Source organism: Pseudomonas sp. FP818 (assembly GCF_030687335.1).
Lineage (GTDB): Bacteria > Pseudomonadota > Gammaproteobacteria > Pseudomonadales > Pseudomonadaceae > Aquipseudomonas > Aquipseudomonas shahriarae.
Genome location: NZ_CP117427.1, coordinates 3937762 through 3955213, shown reverse-complemented (window position 1 = coordinate 3955213; position 17452 = coordinate 3937762). Strand labels below are relative to the sequence as shown.

Below are 17452 nucleotides of genomic sequence, written 5' to 3'. Positions count from 1 at the left end.
AACAGGCCGGCGTTGCCCTCGGGCGGCGCCAATGAAGTGGCAACCACGCACTGGCGGGTTGTCTGGAAGGCTGAGGGCAGGTGCAGGAAATGGCTGGTCGAACGTCTGACCCCGTCCTGCAGTTGTTATCGCCACATCAATGAATTTAGCTCAAGGGCATACGCGGGGCTGTGTTCAAGCCACCGGTACTGGAGAAAGAAAGCATGAGCAACTGGTTAGTAGACAAACTGATCCCCTCGATCATGCGTTCCGAGGTGAAGAAAAGCTCGGTCCCTGAAGGTCTGTGGCACAAGTGCCCCTCCTGCGACGCGGTGTTGTACCGCCCGGAGCTGGAAAAGACCCTGGACGTTTGCCCCAAGTGCAATCACCACATGCGTATCGGCGCCCGCGCCCGTATCGACATTTTCCTCGACGCCGATGGCCGTGCCGAGCTGGGCGCTGACCTGGAACCGGTGGACCGCCTCAAGTTCCGCGACGGCAAGAAGTACAAGGACCGCCTGACCGCTGCGCAAAAGCAGACGGGCGAGAAAGATGCGCTGATCTCCGTCAGCGGCAAGCTACTGGGCATGCCGGTGGTGGTGTCGGCGTTTGAGTTCTCCTTCATGGGTGGCTCGATGGGCGCCATTGTCGGTGAGCGTTTTGTACGCGCCGCCAACTACGCCCTGGAAAACCGTTGCCCGATGATCTGCTTCGCCGCCTCCGGTGGTGCGCGGATGCAGGAAGCGCTGATCTCGCTGATGCAAATGGCCAAGACCTCTGCGGTACTGGCGCGTCTGCGTGAAGAAGGCATCCCGTTCATCTCGGTCCTGACCGACCCGGTCTACGGCGGCGTTTCCGCCAGCCTGGCGATGCTGGGCGACGTGATTGTCGGCGAGCCCAAGGCGCTGATCGGCTTTGCCGGCCCACGCGTGATCGAGCAGACCGTACGTGAAAAACTGCCGGAAGGCTTCCAGCGCAGCGAGTTCCTGCTGGAGCACGGCGCCATCGACATGATCATTGCCCGTTCCGAACTGCGTCCGCGCCTGGGCAACCTGCTGGCACAGATGATGGGTTTGCCGACCCCGGTGTACGTCGCGCCTAAGGTCGAGCCCATCGTTGTGCCGCCGGTGCCTGCAAACCTATGACCCAACGAACCCTGGGCGAATGGCTCGCCTACCTCGAGCAGTTGCATCCGTCAGCCATCGACATGGGGCTGGAGCGCTCGCAACAGGTAGCGGCCCGCCTTGGGTTGGGGCGGCCGGCGCCACGGGTGATCACGGTCACTGGCACCAACGGCAAGGGTTCTACCTGCGCTTTCGTCGCCGCGTTGCTGCAGGCCCAGGGCCTGAAGGTGGGCGTCTACAGCTCGCCGCACTTGCTGCGTTACAACGAGCGTGTGCAGCTCAATGGCGTCGAAGCCACTGACGAGCAGTTATGCGAAGCCTTTGCGGCGCTGGATGCTGGACGTGGCGAAACCTCCCTGACCTATTTCGAGATGGGCACCCTGGCCGCGTTCTGGCTGTTCGAGCGTGAACAACTGGATGCGGTGGTGCTGGAAGTCGGTCTGGGCGGTCGTCTGGATACCGTCAATGTGGTGGATGCCGACCTCGCGTTGGTGACCAGCATTGGTGTGGATCATGCTGACTACCTGGGCGATACCCGCGAATCCGTGGCCTATGAAAAGGCCGGGATCTTCCGCCAGGGCAAGCCGGCGCTGTGCGGTGATGTGGACCCGCCCCATACCTTGCTGGATAAGGTGCGCGAGCTGGATTGCCCGTTTTTCCTGCGGGGCCGGGACTTCGGCCTGGAAGTGGCAGGCGATCGCTGGTCGTGGCACGGTGTCGATGCGCGGGGCCAGGGGGTCGAGCTGCACGACCTGCCGCTGCTGAACCTGCCCATGGAAAACGCCGCGCTCGCCCTGCAGGCCTACCTGTTGCTGGATCTGCCGTGGAATGCCGGGCAGATTGCCGATACCTTGCAGCGTACGCAGGTGGTCGGGCGCCTGGATCGTCGCTCGTTCGAGTGGCAAGGCAAGCGCTTGAACCTGTTGCTGGATGTCGGGCATAACCCCCATGCTGCGCAGTACCTGGCGCGTCGTTTGTCGCTCCAGGCGCCGGCGGGTCGGCGTCTGGCGGTGTTCGGCCTGCTGGCGGACAAGGATCTGGACGGTGTGGTCGCGCCTTTGCTGGGCAGTGTGCAGTCCTGGGCCGTCGCCCCGCTGGATACGCCGCGCACCCGTACGGCGGATGATGTGCAGGCGGTGTTGCAGAACCTTGGCGCGACGGTGACGTCCCATGCAAGCGTAACCGCTGCATTGGAGGCTCAATGCGCGGTGGCAACGGCCGAGGACGAGATTCTGTTGTTCGGATCATTTTATTGTGTTGCCGAGGCGCTTGAGTGGTTGGCCCGGCGCTCCACGGAGGAAGCTGCACATGGCATTACTGGATAGCGCATACAAGCAGCGAATGGTCGGAGCCCTGGTGCTGGTGGCATTGGCGGTGATTTTCCTGCCGATGCTGTTTTCTCGCCAGGACGAGCAGCGCCAGGTTACGGTCGAAGCACCGGCGGCGCCCCAGGCGCCGGTGATGCCGCAGGTCCAGGTCGAGCCGGTAGTGGTGCCTGAGCCGCAGGCGCTGCCCGAGGAAGAACCGGTGCCGACCGATGCGGAAATTGCCGAACAGCAAGCACCTTCGGCGCCGATCCAGCCGAGTGTGCCGGTGGTAAAACCTGCCCCTGCTCCTGCGCCTGTGGTCGCCGCCAAGCCGGCTGCACCTGCTCCTGCGCCGAAACCGGTCGCACCGCAGCCCGCAGCCCCGGGCAAGCCTGATGTGGGGCAAAGCCGTATTGATCCGAATGGCCTGCCGATCAGTTGGTCGGTGCAACTCGCCAGCCTGTCCAATCGCGAAAGCGCCGAAGCCTTGCAGAAAACCCTGCGCAGCCAGGGTTATAACGCGTATATCCGAACTGCCAATGGCAAGAATCGGGTATTTGTCGGTCCGCTGATCGAGCGTGCCGAGGCTGACCGCCTGCGGGACTTGCTGGGTCGCCAGCAGAACCTGAAGGGCTTTGTGGTGCGCTTCCAGCCAGAGCGCGGCTGAAACATCCAAATGTGTATGCAGGCTTGTGTGGGAGCGGGCTTGCCCGCGATGACGGTGGACCAGTCGATAGTTTAGTTGACTGGCACGCCGCTATCGCGGGCAAGCCCGCTCCCACATTGGTTTTTGCCTAGCTTGAGGTGGTCATGGCTTGCCACAACCCATTGATTTGCAATGGACTGCCAAACACCGCTTACCGATAGCCCAGCGCTCTGCTAAAATGCGCCGCCTTATCCGTCTGTAGGCTGCACTGTGCCATTTACCTGGGTTGATTGGGCGATCGTAGCCATCATCGCCATCTCCGCATTGATCAGTCTAAGCCGCGGCTTCGTCAAAGAAGCATTGTCGCTGCTGACCTGGATCGTTGCAGGAGTCGTCGCCTGGATGTTCGGCGGATCCCTGGCCGTTTATCTGGCCGGTTATATCGAAACACCTTCGGCTCGCGTCATCGCGGGCTGCGCCATCATGTTCATCGCCACGCTGCTGGTGGGAGCAATGGTCAATTATCTTATCGGCGAATTGATACGTGTCACCGGCCTCTCCGGGACCGATCGATTTCTCGGCATGGCCTTCGGTGCCGCGCGTGGCGCGTTGCTGGTGGTCGTTGCGGTCGGGCTGTTGAGCCTGGGTCCGGTACAGCAGGATGCATGGTGGCAGGAGTCGAGTCTCGTGCCAAAATTTCTATTGGTTGCAGATTGGTCCAAGAACCTCATATTGGGGTGGAGCAGTCAGTGGCTGGCCAGCGGTATCAGCGTACCCGCTGATCTTCCGTTCAAGGAACATCTCTTGCCCGGCAACGCGCCGCAGTAAGTATTGTTCAGTCAAGATTCATTAAGTAGGGGTTGCGTCGCATGTGTGGCATCGTCGGTATCGTCGGTAAGTCGAACGTCAATCAGGCGCTGTATGACGCGCTAACCGTCCTCCAGCACCGCGGCCAGGACGCTGCCGGTATTGTGACCAGCCATGACGGCCGGTTATTCCTGCGCAAGGACAATGGCCTGGTACGTGATGTGTTCCATCAGCGTCACATGCAGCGCCTGGTCGGGCATATGGGCATTGGCCATGTGCGTTATCCGACTGCCGGTAGCTCGACTTCGGCCGAAGCTCAACCGTTTTACGTCAACTCGCCGTACGGCATTACCTTGGCGCACAACGGCAACCTGACCAACGTTGAGCAACTGGCCAAGGAGATTTACGAATCTGACCTGCGCCATGTCAACACCAACTCCGACTCGGAAGTGCTGCTCAACGTGTTCGCCCACGAACTGGCCCAGCGCGGCAAGTTGCAGCCGACCGAAGAAGATGTGTTCGCTGCCGTGACTGACGTGCATAACCGCTGCGTAGGCGGCTACGCGGTCGTGGCAATGATCACCGGCTACGGTATTGTCGGTTTCCGCGACCCGCACGGCATTCGTCCTATCGTGTTCGGCCAGCGTCACACCGACGAAGGCGTCGAGTACATGATCGCCTCCGAAAGCGTATCCCTGGATGTACTGGGCTTCACCCTGGTGCGCGACCTGGCGCCGGGCGAAGCGGTGTACATCACCGAAGACGGCAAGCTGCATACCCGTCAGTGCGCGATCAACCCGAAACTCACCCCATGCATCTTCGAACACGTCTACCTGGCGCGTCCGGATTCGATCATTGATGGTGTTTCGGTGTACAAGGCGCGTCTGCGCATGGGTGAGAAGCTCGCCGAGAAGATCCTGCGCGAACGCCCTGAGCATGACATCGACGTGGTGATCCCGATCCCGGACACCAGTCGCACCGCCGCGCTGGAGCTGGCTACCCGCCTGGGCGTCAAGTTCCGCGAAGGTTTCGTCAAGAACCGCTACATCGGCCGCACCTTCATCATGCCGGGCCAGGCGGCTCGCAAGAAGTCGGTACGCCAGAAGCTCAATGCCATCGAGCTGGAATTCCGCGGCAAGAACGTGATGCTGGTGGATGACTCCATTGTGCGTGGCACCACGTGCAAGCAGATCATCCAGATGGCTCGCGAAGCCGGGGCGAAGAACGTGTACTTCTGTTCTGCTGCGCCTGCCGTGCGGTACCCGAACGTGTACGGTATCGACATGCCGAGCGCCCACGAACTGATTGCGCACAATCGTTCGACCCAGGATGTAGCCGACCTGATCGGTGCCGATTGGCTGATTTACCAGGACCTTCCTGACCTGATCGAAGCGGTTGGCGGCGGCAAGATCAAGATCGAGCAGTTCGATTGCGCGGTCTTCGATGGCAAGTACGTGACAGGTGATGTCGACGAGGCGTACCTGAACAAGATTGAGCAGGCGCGTAACGACTCATCGAAGATCAAGACCCAGGCGGTCAGCGCGATCATCGATCTGTACAACAACTGAGTAACTACCGGCCCTGAGGGGCCGGTTTTGTATGTTAAATAAAGAATTTGAGTGAAGGAGTGGCAGCATGAGTCAGGAATGGGATGCCGGTCGGTTGGACAGCGACCTCGATGGTGTGGCTTTCGATACCCTGGCTGTGCGCGCCGGCCAGCACCGCACGCCGGAAGGTGAACACGGTGACCCGATGTTCTTCACCTCCAGCTACGTGTTCCGCACCGCGGCGGACGCGGCGGCGCGCTTTGCTGGCGAAGTGCCGGGTAACGTTTACTCCCGCTATACCAACCCGACGGTGCGCGCCTTCGAAGAGCGCATCGCGGCGCTGGAAGGGGCAGAGCAGGCGGTCGCCACAGCTACCGGCATGGCGGCGATCCTCGCCGTGGTGATGAGCCTGTGCAGCGCCGGTGATCACGTATTGGTGTCGCGCAGTGTGTTTGGTTCGACCATCAGCTTGTTCGAAAAGTACTTCAAGCGCTTTGGCATTGAAGTCGACTACGTGCCGCTGGCGGACCTTTCTGGCTGGAATGCGGCCATCAAGGCCAATACCAAATTGCTGTTTGTCGAGTCGCCGTCCAACCCGCTGGCAGAGCTGGTGGACATCGCCGCTCTCGCCGAAGTGGCGCATGCCAAGGGCGCGATGCTGGTAGTGGATAACTGCTTCTGCACGCCAGCCCTGCAGCAGCCACTGAAGCTCGGCGCAGATATCGTGGTGCATTCGGCCACCAAGTTCATCGACGGCCAGGGTCGTTGCATGGGCGGCGTGGTGGCCGGCCGCGGCGAGCAGATGAAGGAAGTGGTGGGCTTCTTGCGCACCGCTGGCCCGACCCTGAGCCCGTTCAATGCGTGGATTTTCCTCAAGGGCCTGGAAACCCTCAGCCTGCGGATGAAGGCCCATTGCGCCAACGCCCAGGCCCTGGCCGAGTGGCTGGAGCAGCAGGACGGCATCGAGAAAGTCCACTACGCCGGCTTGAAGAGCCACCCGCAACACGAGCTGGCCCAGCGTCAGCAGCGTGGCTTCGGGGCTGTGGTCAGTTTCGAGGTCAAGGGCGGCAAAGAGGGCGCATGGCGCTTTATCGACGCGACACGCCTGATCTCCATCACCGCCAACCTGGGTGATAGCAAAACCACCATTACCCATCCAAGTACCACTTCCCATGGTCGCCTGGCACCGCAGGAGCGTGAAGCCGCGGGTATCCGCGACAGCCTGATCCGTGTTGCCGTTGGCCTGGAAGACGTGACTGACTTGCAGGCCGACCTGGCTCGCGGGCTGGCTGCCTTGTGATCGAGTGGTCCCTGGAGGCGGCTGGCGTCAGTAATGGCCGGGTCGCGTTGGTGACGGGTGCGGCACGCGGTATCGGCCTGGGGATCGCGGCCTGGCTGGTCAGCGAAGGCTGGCAGGTGGTGTTGGCTGACCTGGACCGCGAGCGGGGTGCCAAGGTGTCCAGGGTGCTGGGTGACAACGCCTGGTTTATCACCATGGACGTGGCCGATGAGCAGCAGGTGGCCCTTGGGGTGGCCGAAGTGCTGGGTCAGTTCGGGCGCCTGGATGCCCTGGTGTGTAATGCCGCTGTGGCCGATCCGCGCAATATCACATTGGATAGCCTGGACCTGGCTTACTGGAATCGGGTGCTGGCGGTGAACCTCAGTGGGCCGATGCTGCTGGCCAAGCACTGTGCGCCCTATCTGCGTGCCCATGGTGGTTCGATCGTAAACCTCGCCTCGACCCGGGCGCGGCAGTCGGAAGCGGATACCGAGGCTTACGCGGCGAGCAAGGGCGGCCTGTTGGCCCTGACTCACGCGCTGGCTATCAGCCTGGGGCCGGAGGTGCGGGTCAACGCTGTCAGCCCGGGCTGGATCGACGCCCGTGATCCCGCGGCGCGCCGTGCAGAGCCGTTGAGTGACGCCGATCATGCGCAGCATCCTGCGGGCCGGGTAGGCACGGTTGAGGACGTGGCAGCCATGGTGGCGTGGCTGCTGTCGCGCAGCGCCGGGTTCGTCACTGGGCAAGAGTTCGTGGTGGACGGTGGGATGAGCAAGAAGATGATTTACAGCGAGTAGGGCGGGTCCTGCACTTGACGTTATTTTGTCTTTTTCAGAAAAACTTCAAGCAGGCTCTTGACTTAGGTCCGCCATCTGCGTAAATTTCGCGGCCTCAACGAAGCAAAGGGTGATTAGCTCAGCTGGGAGAGCATCTGCCTTACAAGCAGAGGGTCGGCGGTTCGATCCCGTCATCACCCACCACTTCTTGAGAGTTTTGCCTTCGGGCAAGACGCAACGTTAAAGGTTGCACCGACGCGCAGCGGTAGTTCAGTCGGTTAGAATACCGGCCTGTCACGCCGGGGGTCGCGGGTTCGAGTCCCGTCCGCTGCGCCATATTTTCCAGGTCCGATGTTTCGGATTTGAGATTGAACAGCCAAGGCTGCTCAGTCAGATGTTTGAAGGCGGTTGAAGGTGACACTTCAGCAGTCTGAGCGATACGCAGCGGTAGTTCAGTCGGTTAGAATACCGGCCTGTCACGCCGGGGGTCGCGGGTTCGAGTCCCGTCCGCTGCGCCATATCTGTTCCAGGGTCCACTGAACACCCTGAGAGCGCCAAGAAAAGCGTTATGCTTGATTGGATCGATAGCAAAGACCCTGGTCGAAAGACCGGGGTTTTTTGTGTCTGCGATTTGATGATTCGACCTGTAGGAGCCAGCACGCCGGCTCCTGCAGGGTGTTGATCAGAAACCCAGCTTGTCCCGCAGCCCGTAGTACCACGCGCCCAGTGCCGCAAATGGCGTGCGCAACAGTTGGCCGCCCGGGAACGGGTAGTGCGGCAGGTCGGCAAACGCATCAAAACGCTCTGCCTGGCCTCTGAGGGCTTCAGCCAGTACCTTGCCTGCCAGGTGGGTGTACGTCACGCCATGGCCGCTACAGCCTTGGGAGTAGTAGATGTTGTCGCCGATGCGACCGACCTGGGGCAGGCGCGAAAGGGTCAGTAGGAAGTTGCCGGTCCAGGCGTAGTCGATTTTTACATCCTTCAATTGCGGAAAAGCCTTGAGCATCTTCGGCCGGATGATCGCTTCGATGTTCGCTGGATCCCGTGCGCCATACACCACGCCACCGCCGAAGATCAGGCGCTTGTCGCTGGTCAGTCGGTAGTAGTCGAGCAGGTAGTTGCAATCTTCGACGCAGAAATCCTGGGGGAGCAGGCGGTTGGCCAGTTCATCGCCCAGTGGCGCCGTGGTAATCACTTGGGTGCCGCAAGGCATCGACTTGGCCGCCAACTCGGGCACCAGGTTGCCCAGGTAGGCGTTGCCGGCGACGATGATGAATTTAGCCTTCACCTTGCCTTGCGCCGTGTGGACGACAGGGTTGGCGCCACGTTCGATACGCACGGCGGCGGACTGTTCGTAGATGGTGCCGCCCAGGGACTCCACTGCCGCCGCTTCACCCAATGCCAGGTTGAGCGGATGGATATGCCCGCCACTCATGTCCAGCAGGCCGCCCACGTAGTTCTCGCAGGCCACCACCTCGCGGATGCGCCGCTCGTCGAGCAGCTCCAGCTGGGTATGGCCATAGCGTTCCCACAAGCGCTTCTGCGACTCCAGGTGGCCCATGTGCTTGCTATTGAGCGCGGCGAATACACCGCCGTCCTTCAAGTCGCACTGGATCTGGTACTTGGCAACCCGCTCACGGATGATCCTGCCGCCCTCGAACGCCATTTGTCCCAACAGTTGCGCCTGCTGGGGGCCGACGCTGCGTTCGATCACGTCGATATCACGGCTATAGCTGTTGACGATTTGGCCACCATTGCGTCCGGACGCACCGAAGCCCACCTTGGCGGCTTCCAGTACCGTTACGCGAAAGCCGTTCTCCAGCAGAAACAGCGCGCTCGACAACCCGGTATAGCCAGCGCCGATCACGCACACATCGGTTTCAACCTCACCTTGCAGCACTGGCCGCGGAGGAGCCGCATTGGCGGACGCGGCGTAATACGACTGGGGATAGGGGGTGTTCGCCATACTGGAACCTCTGTTTTATATTTTTTACGAGTGCGCCGATCCTACCTGAGTTGAAAATGCCCTGCCAGCCACTCGAAAAAGCAGCGCTGCTGATAAAAAATAAAAAATTCGCATATTCATAGGCTTAGCTGCAAAAAAGGTGTTGACACCCCTCGGGAATTCCGTAGAATGCCGCCTCACAGCAGGCACGTAGCTCAGTTGGTTAGAGCACCACCTTGACATGGTGGGGGTCGTTGGTTCGAGTCCAATCGCGCCTACCAAACAAAATCCGCTCTGCTGGGCGGTCTAGAAGGGCTCACCGAAAGGTGGGCCCTTTTTTGTTGCGATTTGCAAAGGCCTTACTCAAAACGCCAGTTCCGTACCCGTCTCCAGGTACTCTGATTTTCTTTTCGTCGCGCCTTGAGTGTCTTCCTTCGGGAGCCTCTATTGCTCGTACAGTATTTTCGGCGACTTCGGGCCCTCGGCCACCCCTCAACACAGCGCCCAATTCAAGGCCGCAGCCAACTCCAAGGTTTGGCAGCCCTGATCTAGCAGCTTTCCCCAAAAGGCCACGCCAGGATTTGAGCCCGTAAATCCTGACGTGACCCTGGTTGGCTTACATCCCCTCACAAACTTTATTGATTTGCAGCAACAATTTTTCTTGTTGGACACCCTCCGCCCCAAGCAGCAAAGATGCCCGCCAGTGACCCTCGACCTACTCGGTCAATAATAAAAATCCGCGTCGGGCTGCCCGTTATCGCTTATCAGCGATGCAGGCGTCGTAGCACGCAATCAAGGACTCAACGCCATGCAAACTGTTGTGAACCTTTGGCCGCTGATTGGCGTGCTCGTCATCGTGGTCGGCTTTGTGTTGCGCTTCAACCCATTACTGGTGGTGACGGCGGCGGCGATTGCCACCGGGTTTGCCGCGCATTTCCCCCTGGAAAAAATCCTCGCCACCATGGGCGACGGCTTCCTGCAGACTCGCGCCTTGCAATTGATCCTGCTGCTGCCCCTGGCCGTTATCGGCCTGCTGGAGCGCCATGGCTTGCGCCTGCACGCACAGAACTGGATTGCACGTTTCGAGCGGGCCACCGTCGGGCGTCTGTTGATCATTTATCTGTTTGTTCGCGAGTCCACGGCGGCGATGGGCCTGACCAGTCTTGGCGGGCACCCGCAGATGGTGCGCCCGTTGCTGGCGCCGATGGCGGAAGGGGCTGCCGAGAAGCGTTTCGGCAAGCTGCCGGACAAGGTGCGGCACAAGGTCCTGGCGATGTGTGCCGCCACGGACAACGTGGGGTTGTTTTTTGGTGAAGATATCTTCGTGGCCTTTGGTGCGATTGCCCTGATGCACACCTTCCTGCTGGGCTCTGGTATTGATGTCGAGCCGCTGCACATTGCGGTCTGGGGCATCCCCACGGCGATTTGTGCGTTCATTGTGCACGCCATCCGTTTACACCGGTTTGACCGAAGGCTGACGCGTGAGCTGACGGCCACTGCGCCCGTTAACGCTCAGGCGGAGGCCGCGCAATGATCATTTCCATTCAATACTTGTACTGGCTTGCCGGCGTTTTGTTGCTGATTACTGCAGGCATGATCCTGGCTGACCGCACCCACCCCAAGCGTTGGTCAACAGCGTTTTTCTGGTTACTGTTCGCCATTCCGTTCCTGGTGGGTGAGCACCTGCCGTCGGTGGTGGTGGGTGTTGGCGTGGTGCTGATGGCGCTGATCGCCGGGCTCGGCGGGGTAGGGCGTGGTACCCATGTCGAGTTGCATGACAAGGAGTCCCGCGCCAGTGCTGGTCGGCTGGGTCATAAACTGTTTATTCCGGCCCTGGCCATTCCGTTGACCACGGTGATCGGCTCGGTGCTGCTCAAGCACACCGAGATTGGCGGCGTGCCGCTGCTGGACCCGAAAAACACCACGTTCGTGTCCCTTGGTCTCGGCTGCCTGATTGCCCTGGGCTTGGCCTGCTGGCTGACCCGCGATACCCCGGTGCAGGCCCTGCGTGAATCGCGACGCCTGACCGAAGCCCTGGGCTGGGCCATGGTGCTGCCGCAGATGCTGGCAATGCTTGGTTTGTTGTTCAACGAAGCCGGCGTTGGCACGGCCGTGGCTCACGTCACCACCACCTACATCAACCTGGATTACAAGCTGGTCGCGGTGATGGTCTATGTGTTGGGCATGGCGCTGTTTACGGTGATCATGGGTAACGGCTTTGCCGCCTTCCCGGTGATGACCGGTGGTGTGGGCGTGCCGGTGCTGGTGGGGATCTATGGCGGCAACCCGGCGGTGATGGCGGCCATCGGCATGTTCTCCGGCTACTGCGGTACGCTGATGACCCCGATGGCGGCAAACTTCAATATTGTGCCTGCAGCGCTCCTGGAATTACCGGACAAAAACGCGGTGATCAAGGCGCAGATACCCACGGCATTGATGATGTTGCTGGTCAATATCGTCCTGCTTTATCTGTTGATGTGAGGTTGAGATGGAAACTGTGTTGCTGTTGGGGTTCGAGCCATTCGATCGAGGCCTGATCAACCCGTCCTGGGAGGCGGTGCGCCTGCTGGATGGGGTGCAATTGCAAGAAGGCGTGACCATCGTCGCCCGTCAATTGCCCTGTGCCTTCGCCACTGCCGGCAGCTGTTTGAACCAGTTGCTGGCCGAGCATCAGCCACAACTGGTGATTGCCACGGGGCTGGGGCCTGGGCGCAGTGATATTTCCATCGAGCGGGTTGCGATCAATCTGATTGATGCACGGATCCCGGACAACCTCGGTGCCCAGCCCGTGGATACGGCGGTGACCCCCGAGGGGCCTGCTGCCTACTTCAGCACCTTGCCGGTCAAGGCCATGGTCAGGGCGGTGCGCGAGGCCGGAATCGCAGCCTCGGTTTCGCAAACGGCGGGCACCTTTGTATGTAACCAGGTGTTCTACCGCTTGCAGCATGCCTTGTTTGGATCGGGTGTGCGCAGTGGGTTTATCCATGTTCCGTATCTGCCAGGGCAGGCGGCTGAGCCTCAGCCTTCGATGGCGTTGGCGACAACGGTTGAAGGGCTGAGGATTGCGGTCCTGGCGGCCTGGAATACGCCGCGTGATATTGCCGAGAGCGGCGGCCAGGTGTGCTGATGCGCTGATGCGTCATCGTTCGTTTACAAGCTCGGGGCCGATCCGTAGATTGCATCAGGGCCCGACAACGGGCGACGAGTGCAAGAGGAAGCCCTGCAGTGTCCGCCAAAGAATCGGCCGTATTTGATCGTCAGTACCGTGCATTCCTGTTTGATATGGACGGCACTCTCCTTAACTCCATCGCCGCCGCAGAGCGGGTCTGGGCCGCCTGGGCGCAGCGCCATGGCCTGGACGTCGAGGCGTTCTTGACCACCATCCATGGCGTGCGCGCCATCGACACCATCACTCGTCAGGCTTTGCCAGGGGTAGATGCGCAGGCCGAGGCGCGGGGTATTACCGAGGCAGAAATCGAGGACGTGGCGGGCGTGGTGGCGATCCCCGGAGCCGTGACGTTTCTACAGAGCTTGCCCACGCATTGCTGGGCGGTGGTCACGTCCGCGCCCAAGGCGCTGGCGCTGCGCCGTATGCAGGCGGCAGGGCTGGTGCCGCCGGCCGTCATGGTAACGGCTGAGGATGTAACCAATGGCAAGCCGGATCCGGCCGGTTACCTGCTGGGGGCCAAGCGTTTGGGGGTGCCAATAGGCGAGTGCCTGGTGTTTGAGGACGCGTCGGTGGGGATCCGTGCCGGGGAGGCGGCGGGCGCGGACGTCGTAGTGGTGACATCGACGCATTGGGAGCCGATGGCAACGGAACATCCGACGATTGCCAGTTATGACGGCGTGCGGGTGCAGTGTGATGCGGCCGGCCTGTTGCGTCTGCGGCCTTCTACACCGGCTTGAATGCCGCGCCGCGCCGGGTCAGCAGGATGTTCTCGGCGCCAATCCATTGGTAGCCCAGTGGATCCCTAATGTGTCCATGGATGACAGTACCCGTGATCAGTTTCAACAGGTAAAGCTCGCGCAGGCCGGCGAGGATTTCCTCGGGCTTGCCCAGCAGTTCGCTGGAAGATTTCGGCTTATCTATTGAAAGTTGTTCGATCAAGGACTGTAGGTTTTTAGCGTTATGTTCTATGTCCATATCGATAACGTTTTTTATGAAGTGTAAGGGTATGGGTGCTACCGGGGCGGATAGTTCCTCATATTTCAAGTAGAGGATCCAATCGGTGCGTCAGGAGGGGGATTTCTGACGAGCGTGACGAAACGCACGGCGGTTGAGTTTTCGCTGGATCGCAGACTGAATGGGCTTGAGGCAGAAGCAGAACAGATAACCACCGAGAAATAGCGCCAGGTCGGGCCATGTATCGGCATCCTGCGCGGTGGTGCTGCCTTCCATGTACAGCCTGAGGCCGTATCCGATTGTCACAAAACCCAGGGCAATCAGTAGGGCGATCATCCAGGATTTGCAGGTGTAGGGCTCTTTGCGGGATCGCCTCATCAACGCGCTCCGAAGGCACTGTAAGGTTTTGTTACGTTCCTGGAGGGGTTTGTCTGCGATACGGTCAGCAAGTTCCGTGGCTGAACCTGCATGCTGACAACCGGTGGCAGGGCCTGGCGCGAGCTGCGCTGATCACGGGATACCGTAGACAGGCCAAGGGGGCTTTCGCCAGCCGTTACAGGGGACGAGCGGGCTGGCTACTGGGGAGGCTTCAAGGTATTTCGCGTTTGTCCGGTGCAGTCAGGCCTGCCTGGATGCGCTGGTAAATCTCTTCGCGATGCACGGCAACATCCTTGGGAGCATTGATGCCGATTCTTACTTGCTGGCCGCTAACGCCCAGAATGGTGATCGTAATGTCATCACCGATATTTATGCTTTCACCGACTTTGCGGGTGAGTATCAGCATGGACTTCTCCTTGATTGCTTTGAAGGACGCATGTTTCTAACAGGGCGGATGTCGGTTATGTGTAGCTTACTGTGAAGCGCTTCCCTGTGGCTGCCTCTTTTAGGACGCATGGAGGCGGCATTAATTCCCATGGCGCCATCATACAGGTCTGGGAAACATCCTTCGCAATGTTTAAGCCAACGTTTATGACGGCCAGAATAGACAGTGAATGATAAAGTTGCCTCTTTGAACCTTAAAGGGGCAGGGCAGTGCGTAAAGTAGCGATGGCAATTGTGGTATTGGCGTTGGCCGGATGCGGTGAGGGGCCCAATCTCGACACCCCCCGAGACAAGGCTGAAGCCGCCAAGGCCCAGGCTCCTGCGGTTGCCGCTGTGCAGTGGGATATCCTGGTGCGCTCGCCCGACAATAAATTACAGGCGCTGACCGACCTGACCGCCTGGTTGCTGGAAAACGGCTTCACATTCTATCTGGCCAAGGAAGACGGCAAGGATCTGGTGCTGCTGGGGCCGTTCGCCAGCAAGGCCGAGGCTGAGGCTCGCCAGGTTCAGTTGCAGGAAAGACTGGTGAAAAAGAAGAAGACCGACGCCGAGTCGCTGGTGATCGAGCACAAGGCCCGCCCGTAATACGGTGGTTGGCGGGATCCGTGGATCCCGCTCATGTTTATCCGCAGGCTTTCAGGTTCACCGGGCCGACGAACTCATTACCACGCCCCATCACGCAGGCTACGGTTTGATTGCGCTGGCGCTCCCAGGGCTGCACGGGATAGGTACGGTTCCAGGCTTCATACAGTTGGCGGTCCTGTTTCGACAGGCGCAAGCCGTATTGTTTACTCATGTAGAAATAAGTACGGGCGATCATGCCGCGGATGGATGGCCTGGGCATGACTTTCTTGGCCTTGAAGTCCACCTGGGTCAGGCATGAACCATATTGCCCGCTCTGCACCGGCAACCAGCCAAAACTGAAGTTGTTGCGATCGCCATTGACCTCGCCGATGCTCGGTACCAGGTTGTGCAGGTCAGCTTCAGCGCGTTTGAAGACGGTGTCGGTGCGCGTGCAGTTCTTGCGTCCGCCGTCTTGCCAGCACTGGCGTTGATGGCCGATCTGCCAGGCCGGGACAATGTGCTCCCACTCGATGCGCGCCGCCCGGTTGGCGTTTTTACGCGGAACGTAGCCGCAGGCTTTCAGGTCGACCCGGTTACCCGTGTACTTGCAGCCGCAATAGAACTCAGTGGATTGCGGGGCGTAGAGTTTCCAGGCGATTTTCTTGGCTTCACTGAAGGTACGTGGGGCTTGGGCGTGGGCGGCAGTAGCAAAAAAAACACAGAACAGGGCGATAAAACGGACACTCATTGACTCAATCTTCCTTCGGTACGACCCAGAAAATCTGCACGCCGCCATCATCGCGATAAGCGAGGGTGACGTTGTCGTTTTCTGCGATTTCCTCCAGTAGTCGTGCCCACTCGTCCTCGGGTTCCTCCGGCAAACGGAAAATCAACGCGGCCTTGTTTTTTTGGGCGTTGGTGGAATTGATGATTTTTTGCACACGGATCGCCAGGCGTTGATAGGCGTCGGGCGGTGTCGGTGCTGCAGAGGAGGGCTTGGCCACGGAGGAGTCCTTAATTAGCTGTACGAACATACAGTATTTAACTGTGAGTAAATTCGCAACTGCTTAAAATTCAAGAAGTCCGTGTGACAACGGTTTACGCGGATTGGTGTACAGCGAGGATTTTTTGCAGGAGCCGACAACGACCTGTTGTCCCTGTCGGCGCCTACAAGGGTGTTAGCGGTGTGTCAGTAACTTAGTATTCCCAGAACATCCGCTGCAGTTCCTTGCTGTCCTGGGTCTTGGTCAGGGCGACCATGGCCAGGATGCGGGCTTTCTGCGGGTTCAGGTCATGGGCCACAACCCAGTCGTATTTGTCGTCAGGCTGCTCGGCATTGCGCAGAACGAAACCGCCGGCATTGACGTGGGAAGAACGAATGATTTGCACGCCTTCCTTACGCAGTTCCTGCAGGGCAGGTACTACCTTGGCCGGTACCGAGCCATTGCCGGTGCCGGCATGGATGATGGCTTTGGCGCCAGCCTGGGCCAGGGCTTTGTAGGCGGTGTCGCTGACGTTGCCATAACCGTAGGCAATTTCAACGTCGGGCAGGCTCTTGATGTTCTTGATATCGAACTCCGAGTTCATGGTGTGACGCTTGGCCGGCTGGCGGAACCAGTAGGATTTGCCCTCTACGACCATGCCCAGTGGGCCCCAGGCGCTTTTGAAGGCCTCGGTCTTGATGTTGATCATCTTGCTGACATCGCGACCCGACTGGATCTCGTCGTTCATGGTCACCAGGACGCCTTTGCCGCGTGCGTCTTTGCTACCGGCAACAGCCACAGCGTTGTACAGGTTGAGCATGCCGTCGGCCGACATGGCAGTGCCTGGACGCATGGAGCCCACGACCACGATTGGCTTGTCGGTTTTTTCCACCAGGTTGAGAAAGTAGGCGGTTTCTTCGAGGGTGTCGGTGCCGTGGGTGATCACGATGCCGTCCACGTCTTTGCTGTCGGCAAGTTCTGCGACACGACGACCCAGTTGCAGCAGGTTTTCGTTAGTGATGCTTTCGGAAGCAATTTGCATCACTTGCTCGCCGCGCACGTTGGCGATCTGGCTGAGCTCCGGAATGCCGGCGATCAGTTGTTCGATACCCACCTTGGCCGCCTGGTAGGTGGCGCTGTTGGCCGCGCTGGCGCCAGCGCCGGCAATGGTGCCGCCAGTGGCCAGCACGACTACGTTGGACAGTTTGGTCTTGGATTCAACTTCCTTGGCCTGGGCGGCCACGGGGAAGAGCAGCAGCAGGGCTAAAGCGCCCGGAACAAAGTTCTTGAGTGCAGATTTCATTATTTTTCTCTCTAGTTTTGATGAGTGCTTGTGCAGGTTCATCCAGAACACCCCGGGCTGCGCTGAGCGCCACAAGGTGCTGATTAAGAGCAGGATTTGTACCAGCGGGATTTTGTTTGGGGTTTGATTTTAACTTGTTGATTTAAATCATATTTTTTGATGCTGCGTGATCTCTTGGCTTCAGCTCGTGTCCGAATATCCGAACGCAGGAGGCTGTGGTGTTCGGTTGTCCGAAAATCACCCTGGG

General features: G+C 59.8%; 19 protein-coding genes and 4 tRNA genes. 16 read left to right on the top strand and 7 right to left on the bottom strand.

Translation table 11 applies throughout. From position 1 onward, the window contains the following. The first annotated feature begins 203 nt into the window (after window positions 1-203). The 10 genes from accD (at window position 204) to PSH80_RS17775 (ending at window position 7983) form a co-directional block, all read left to right on the top strand. Window positions 204-1124 (top strand): acetyl-CoA carboxylase, carboxyltransferase subunit beta, encoded by a 921-nt coding sequence (gene accD, locus PSH80_RS17820; protein ID WP_038442050.1) that lies wholly within the window; start codon window positions 204-206, stop codon window positions 1122-1124. Then, window positions 1121-2428, top strand: coding sequence for a bifunctional tetrahydrofolate synthase/dihydrofolate synthase (folC, locus tag PSH80_RS17815; protein ID WP_057438611.1), 1308 nt, complete (start codon window positions 1121-1123; stop codon window positions 2426-2428). The genes accD and folC overlap by 4 nt, the downstream gene beginning before the upstream one ends. After that, a complete protein-coding gene (locus tag PSH80_RS17810) occupies window positions 2412-3077 on the top strand; it encodes an SPOR domain-containing protein (protein WP_057438612.1) in 666 nt (221 codons plus the stop codon). Before folC ends, PSH80_RS17810 begins: the two co-directional genes overlap by 17 nt. 249 nt (window positions 3078-3326) lie before the next feature. Further along, complete coding sequence (locus PSH80_RS17805) at window positions 3327-3884, top strand: CvpA family protein (RefSeq protein WP_057438613.1); 558 nt, start codon at window positions 3327-3329, stop codon at window positions 3882-3884. Window positions 3885-3925: 41 nt separating this feature from the next. After that, window positions 3926-5431, top strand: coding sequence for an amidophosphoribosyltransferase (gene purF, locus PSH80_RS17800; RefSeq protein WP_057438614.1), 1506 nt, complete (start codon window positions 3926-3928; stop codon window positions 5429-5431). A gap of 67 nt (window positions 5432-5498) precedes the next feature. After that, complete coding sequence (locus tag PSH80_RS17795) at window positions 5499-6710, top strand: O-succinylhomoserine sulfhydrylase (RefSeq protein ID WP_057438615.1); 1212 nt, start codon at window positions 5499-5501, stop codon at window positions 6708-6710. An 11-nt stretch (window positions 6711-6721) separates the two neighbouring features. Beyond that, window positions 6722-7486 carry an SDR family oxidoreductase gene (locus PSH80_RS17790; protein WP_115129422.1) on the top strand — a complete coding sequence of 255 codons (765 nt, stop codon included), beginning with the start codon at window positions 6722-6724 and terminating at the stop codon, window positions 7484-7486. Window positions 7487-7593: 107 nt separating this feature from the next. Then, window positions 7594-7669 (top strand) — tRNA-Val (locus tag PSH80_RS17785). Window positions 7670-7724: 55 nt separating this feature from the next. Then, window positions 7725-7801: transfer RNA gene (locus PSH80_RS17780), tRNA-Asp, on the top strand. Between the two features lie 105 nt (window positions 7802-7906). Next, window positions 7907-7983, top strand: a tRNA-Asp gene (locus tag PSH80_RS17775). A 164-nt stretch (window positions 7984-8147) separates the two neighbouring features. Here PSH80_RS17775 and PSH80_RS17770 read toward each other — a convergent pair. Next, window positions 8148-9431 carry an FAD-binding oxidoreductase gene (locus tag PSH80_RS17770; protein ID WP_057438616.1) on the bottom strand — a complete coding sequence of 428 codons (1284 nt, stop codon included), beginning with the start codon at window positions 9429-9431 and terminating at the stop codon, window positions 8148-8150. A gap of 183 nt (window positions 9432-9614) precedes the next feature. On the opposite strand from PSH80_RS17770, the gene PSH80_RS17765 reads away from it, so the two are divergent. The 5 genes from PSH80_RS17765 to PSH80_RS17745 all read left to right on the top strand — a co-directional run bounded on the left by PSH80_RS17765 (window position 9615) and on the right by PSH80_RS17745 (window position 13316). Further along, a tRNA-Val gene (locus PSH80_RS17765) sits at window positions 9615-9691 on the top strand. 527 nt (window positions 9692-10218) lie between these two features. Further along, window positions 10219-10944 (top strand): DUF969 domain-containing protein, encoded by a 726-nt coding sequence (locus PSH80_RS17760; RefSeq protein ID WP_057960174.1) that lies wholly within the window; start codon window positions 10219-10221, stop codon window positions 10942-10944. Continuing rightward, on the top strand, window positions 10941-11891 hold the full coding sequence (locus PSH80_RS17755; protein WP_057438618.1) for a DUF979 domain-containing protein: 951 nt from the start codon (window positions 10941-10943) through the stop codon (window positions 11889-11891). The genes PSH80_RS17760 and PSH80_RS17755 overlap by 4 nt, the downstream gene beginning before the upstream one ends. A 7-nt stretch (window positions 11892-11898) precedes the next feature. Next, the gene (gene pcp / locus PSH80_RS17750; protein WP_057960173.1) at window positions 11899-12537 is read left to right on the top strand and encodes a pyroglutamyl-peptidase I; all 639 of its coding nucleotides are present in this window, start codon (window positions 11899-11901) and stop codon (window positions 12535-12537) included. A gap of 98 nt (window positions 12538-12635) precedes the next feature. Beyond that, window positions 12636-13316: an HAD-IA family hydrolase gene (locus tag PSH80_RS17745; RefSeq protein WP_057960172.1), complete on the top strand. Its 681-nt coding sequence runs from the start codon at window positions 12636-12638 to the stop codon at window positions 13314-13316. Here the strand turns inward: PSH80_RS17745 and PSH80_RS17740 are convergent. The 3 genes from PSH80_RS17740 to csrA form a co-directional block, all read right to left on the bottom strand. Next, complete coding sequence (locus PSH80_RS17740; RefSeq protein WP_162947747.1) at window positions 13303-13518, bottom strand: hypothetical protein; 216 nt, start codon at window positions 13516-13518, stop codon at window positions 13303-13305. The two genes, PSH80_RS17745 and PSH80_RS17740, sit on opposite strands and share 14 nt — an antisense overlap. Window positions 13519-13644: 126 nt before the next feature. Further along, window positions 13645-13911: a hypothetical protein gene (locus PSH80_RS17735; RefSeq protein ID WP_057438621.1), complete on the bottom strand. Its 267-nt coding sequence runs from the start codon at window positions 13909-13911 to the stop codon at window positions 13645-13647. A gap of 211 nt (window positions 13912-14122) precedes the next feature. After that, on the bottom strand, window positions 14123-14317 hold the full coding sequence (gene csrA, locus PSH80_RS17730) for a carbon storage regulator CsrA (RefSeq protein WP_057960171.1): 195 nt from the start codon (window positions 14315-14317) through the stop codon (window positions 14123-14125). 248 nt (window positions 14318-14565) lie between these two features. Between csrA and PSH80_RS17725 the strand changes: the two genes are divergently transcribed. After that, window positions 14566-14940 (top strand): penicillin-binding protein activator LpoB, encoded by a 375-nt coding sequence (locus PSH80_RS17725; RefSeq protein ID WP_081044283.1) that lies wholly within the window; start codon window positions 14566-14568, stop codon window positions 14938-14940. Window positions 14941-14977: 37 nt separating this feature from the next. Here the strand turns inward: PSH80_RS17725 and PSH80_RS17720 are convergent, their stop codons facing one another. From PSH80_RS17720 to PSH80_RS17710, 3 genes are all read right to left on the bottom strand, one after another. Continuing rightward, on the bottom strand, window positions 14978-15667 hold the full coding sequence (locus tag PSH80_RS17720) for an endonuclease (protein ID WP_057438623.1): 690 nt from the start codon (window positions 15665-15667) through the stop codon (window positions 14978-14980). 4 nt (window positions 15668-15671) lie between these two features. Beyond that, complete coding sequence (locus PSH80_RS17715) at window positions 15672-15923, bottom strand: DUF1654 domain-containing protein (RefSeq protein ID WP_057438624.1); 252 nt, start codon at window positions 15921-15923, stop codon at window positions 15672-15674. 193 nt (window positions 15924-16116) lie between these two features. Continuing rightward, on the bottom strand, window positions 16117-17205 hold the full coding sequence (locus PSH80_RS17710; protein WP_057438625.1) for an asparaginase: 1089 nt from the start codon (window positions 17203-17205) through the stop codon (window positions 16117-16119). Window positions 17206-17452: the final 247 nt, after the last annotated feature.

Bases quoted from the DNA above. Each gene is read 5' to 3' on its own strand.
- PSH80_RS17720 (WP_057438623.1), bottom strand. From the start codon at position 15,667: ATGAGTGTCCGTTTTATCGCCCTGTTCTGTGTTTTTTTTGCTACTGCC.
- PSH80_RS17735 (WP_057438621.1), bottom strand. From the start codon at position 13,911: ATGAGGCGATCCCGCAAAGAGCCCTACACCTGCAAATCCTGGATGATC.
- PSH80_RS17795 (WP_057438615.1), top strand. From the start codon at position 5,499: ATGAGTCAGGAATGGGATGCCGGTCGGTTGGACAGCGACCTCGATGGT.
- PSH80_RS17710 (WP_057438625.1), bottom strand. From the start codon at position 17,205: ATGAAATCTGCACTCAAGAACTTTGTTCCGGGCGCTTTAGCCCTGCTG.
- folC (WP_057438611.1), top strand. From the start codon at position 1,121: ATGACCCAACGAACCCTGGGCGAATGGCTCGCCTACCTCGAGCAGTTG.
- purF (WP_057438614.1), top strand. From the start codon at position 3,926: ATGTGTGGCATCGTCGGTATCGTCGGTAAGTCGAACGTCAATCAGGCG.
- PSH80_RS17755 (WP_057438618.1), top strand. From the start codon at position 10,941: ATGATCATTTCCATTCAATACTTGTACTGGCTTGCCGGCGTTTTGTTG.
- csrA (WP_057960171.1), bottom strand. From the start codon at position 14,317: ATGCTGATACTCACCCGCAAAGTCGGTGAAAGCATAAATATCGGTGAT.
- PSH80_RS17810 (WP_057438612.1), top strand. From the start codon at position 2,412: ATGGCATTACTGGATAGCGCATACAAGCAGCGAATGGTCGGAGCCCTG.
- pcp (WP_057960173.1), top strand. From the start codon at position 11,899: ATGGAAACTGTGTTGCTGTTGGGGTTCGAGCCATTCGATCGAGGCCTG.
- accD (WP_038442050.1), top strand. From the start codon at position 204: ATGAGCAACTGGTTAGTAGACAAACTGATCCCCTCGATCATGCGTTCC.
- PSH80_RS17770 (WP_057438616.1), bottom strand. From the start codon at position 9,431: ATGGCGAACACCCCCTATCCCCAGTCGTATTACGCCGCGTCCGCCAAT.
- PSH80_RS17760 (WP_057960174.1), top strand. From the start codon at position 10,219: ATGCAAACTGTTGTGAACCTTTGGCCGCTGATTGGCGTGCTCGTCATC.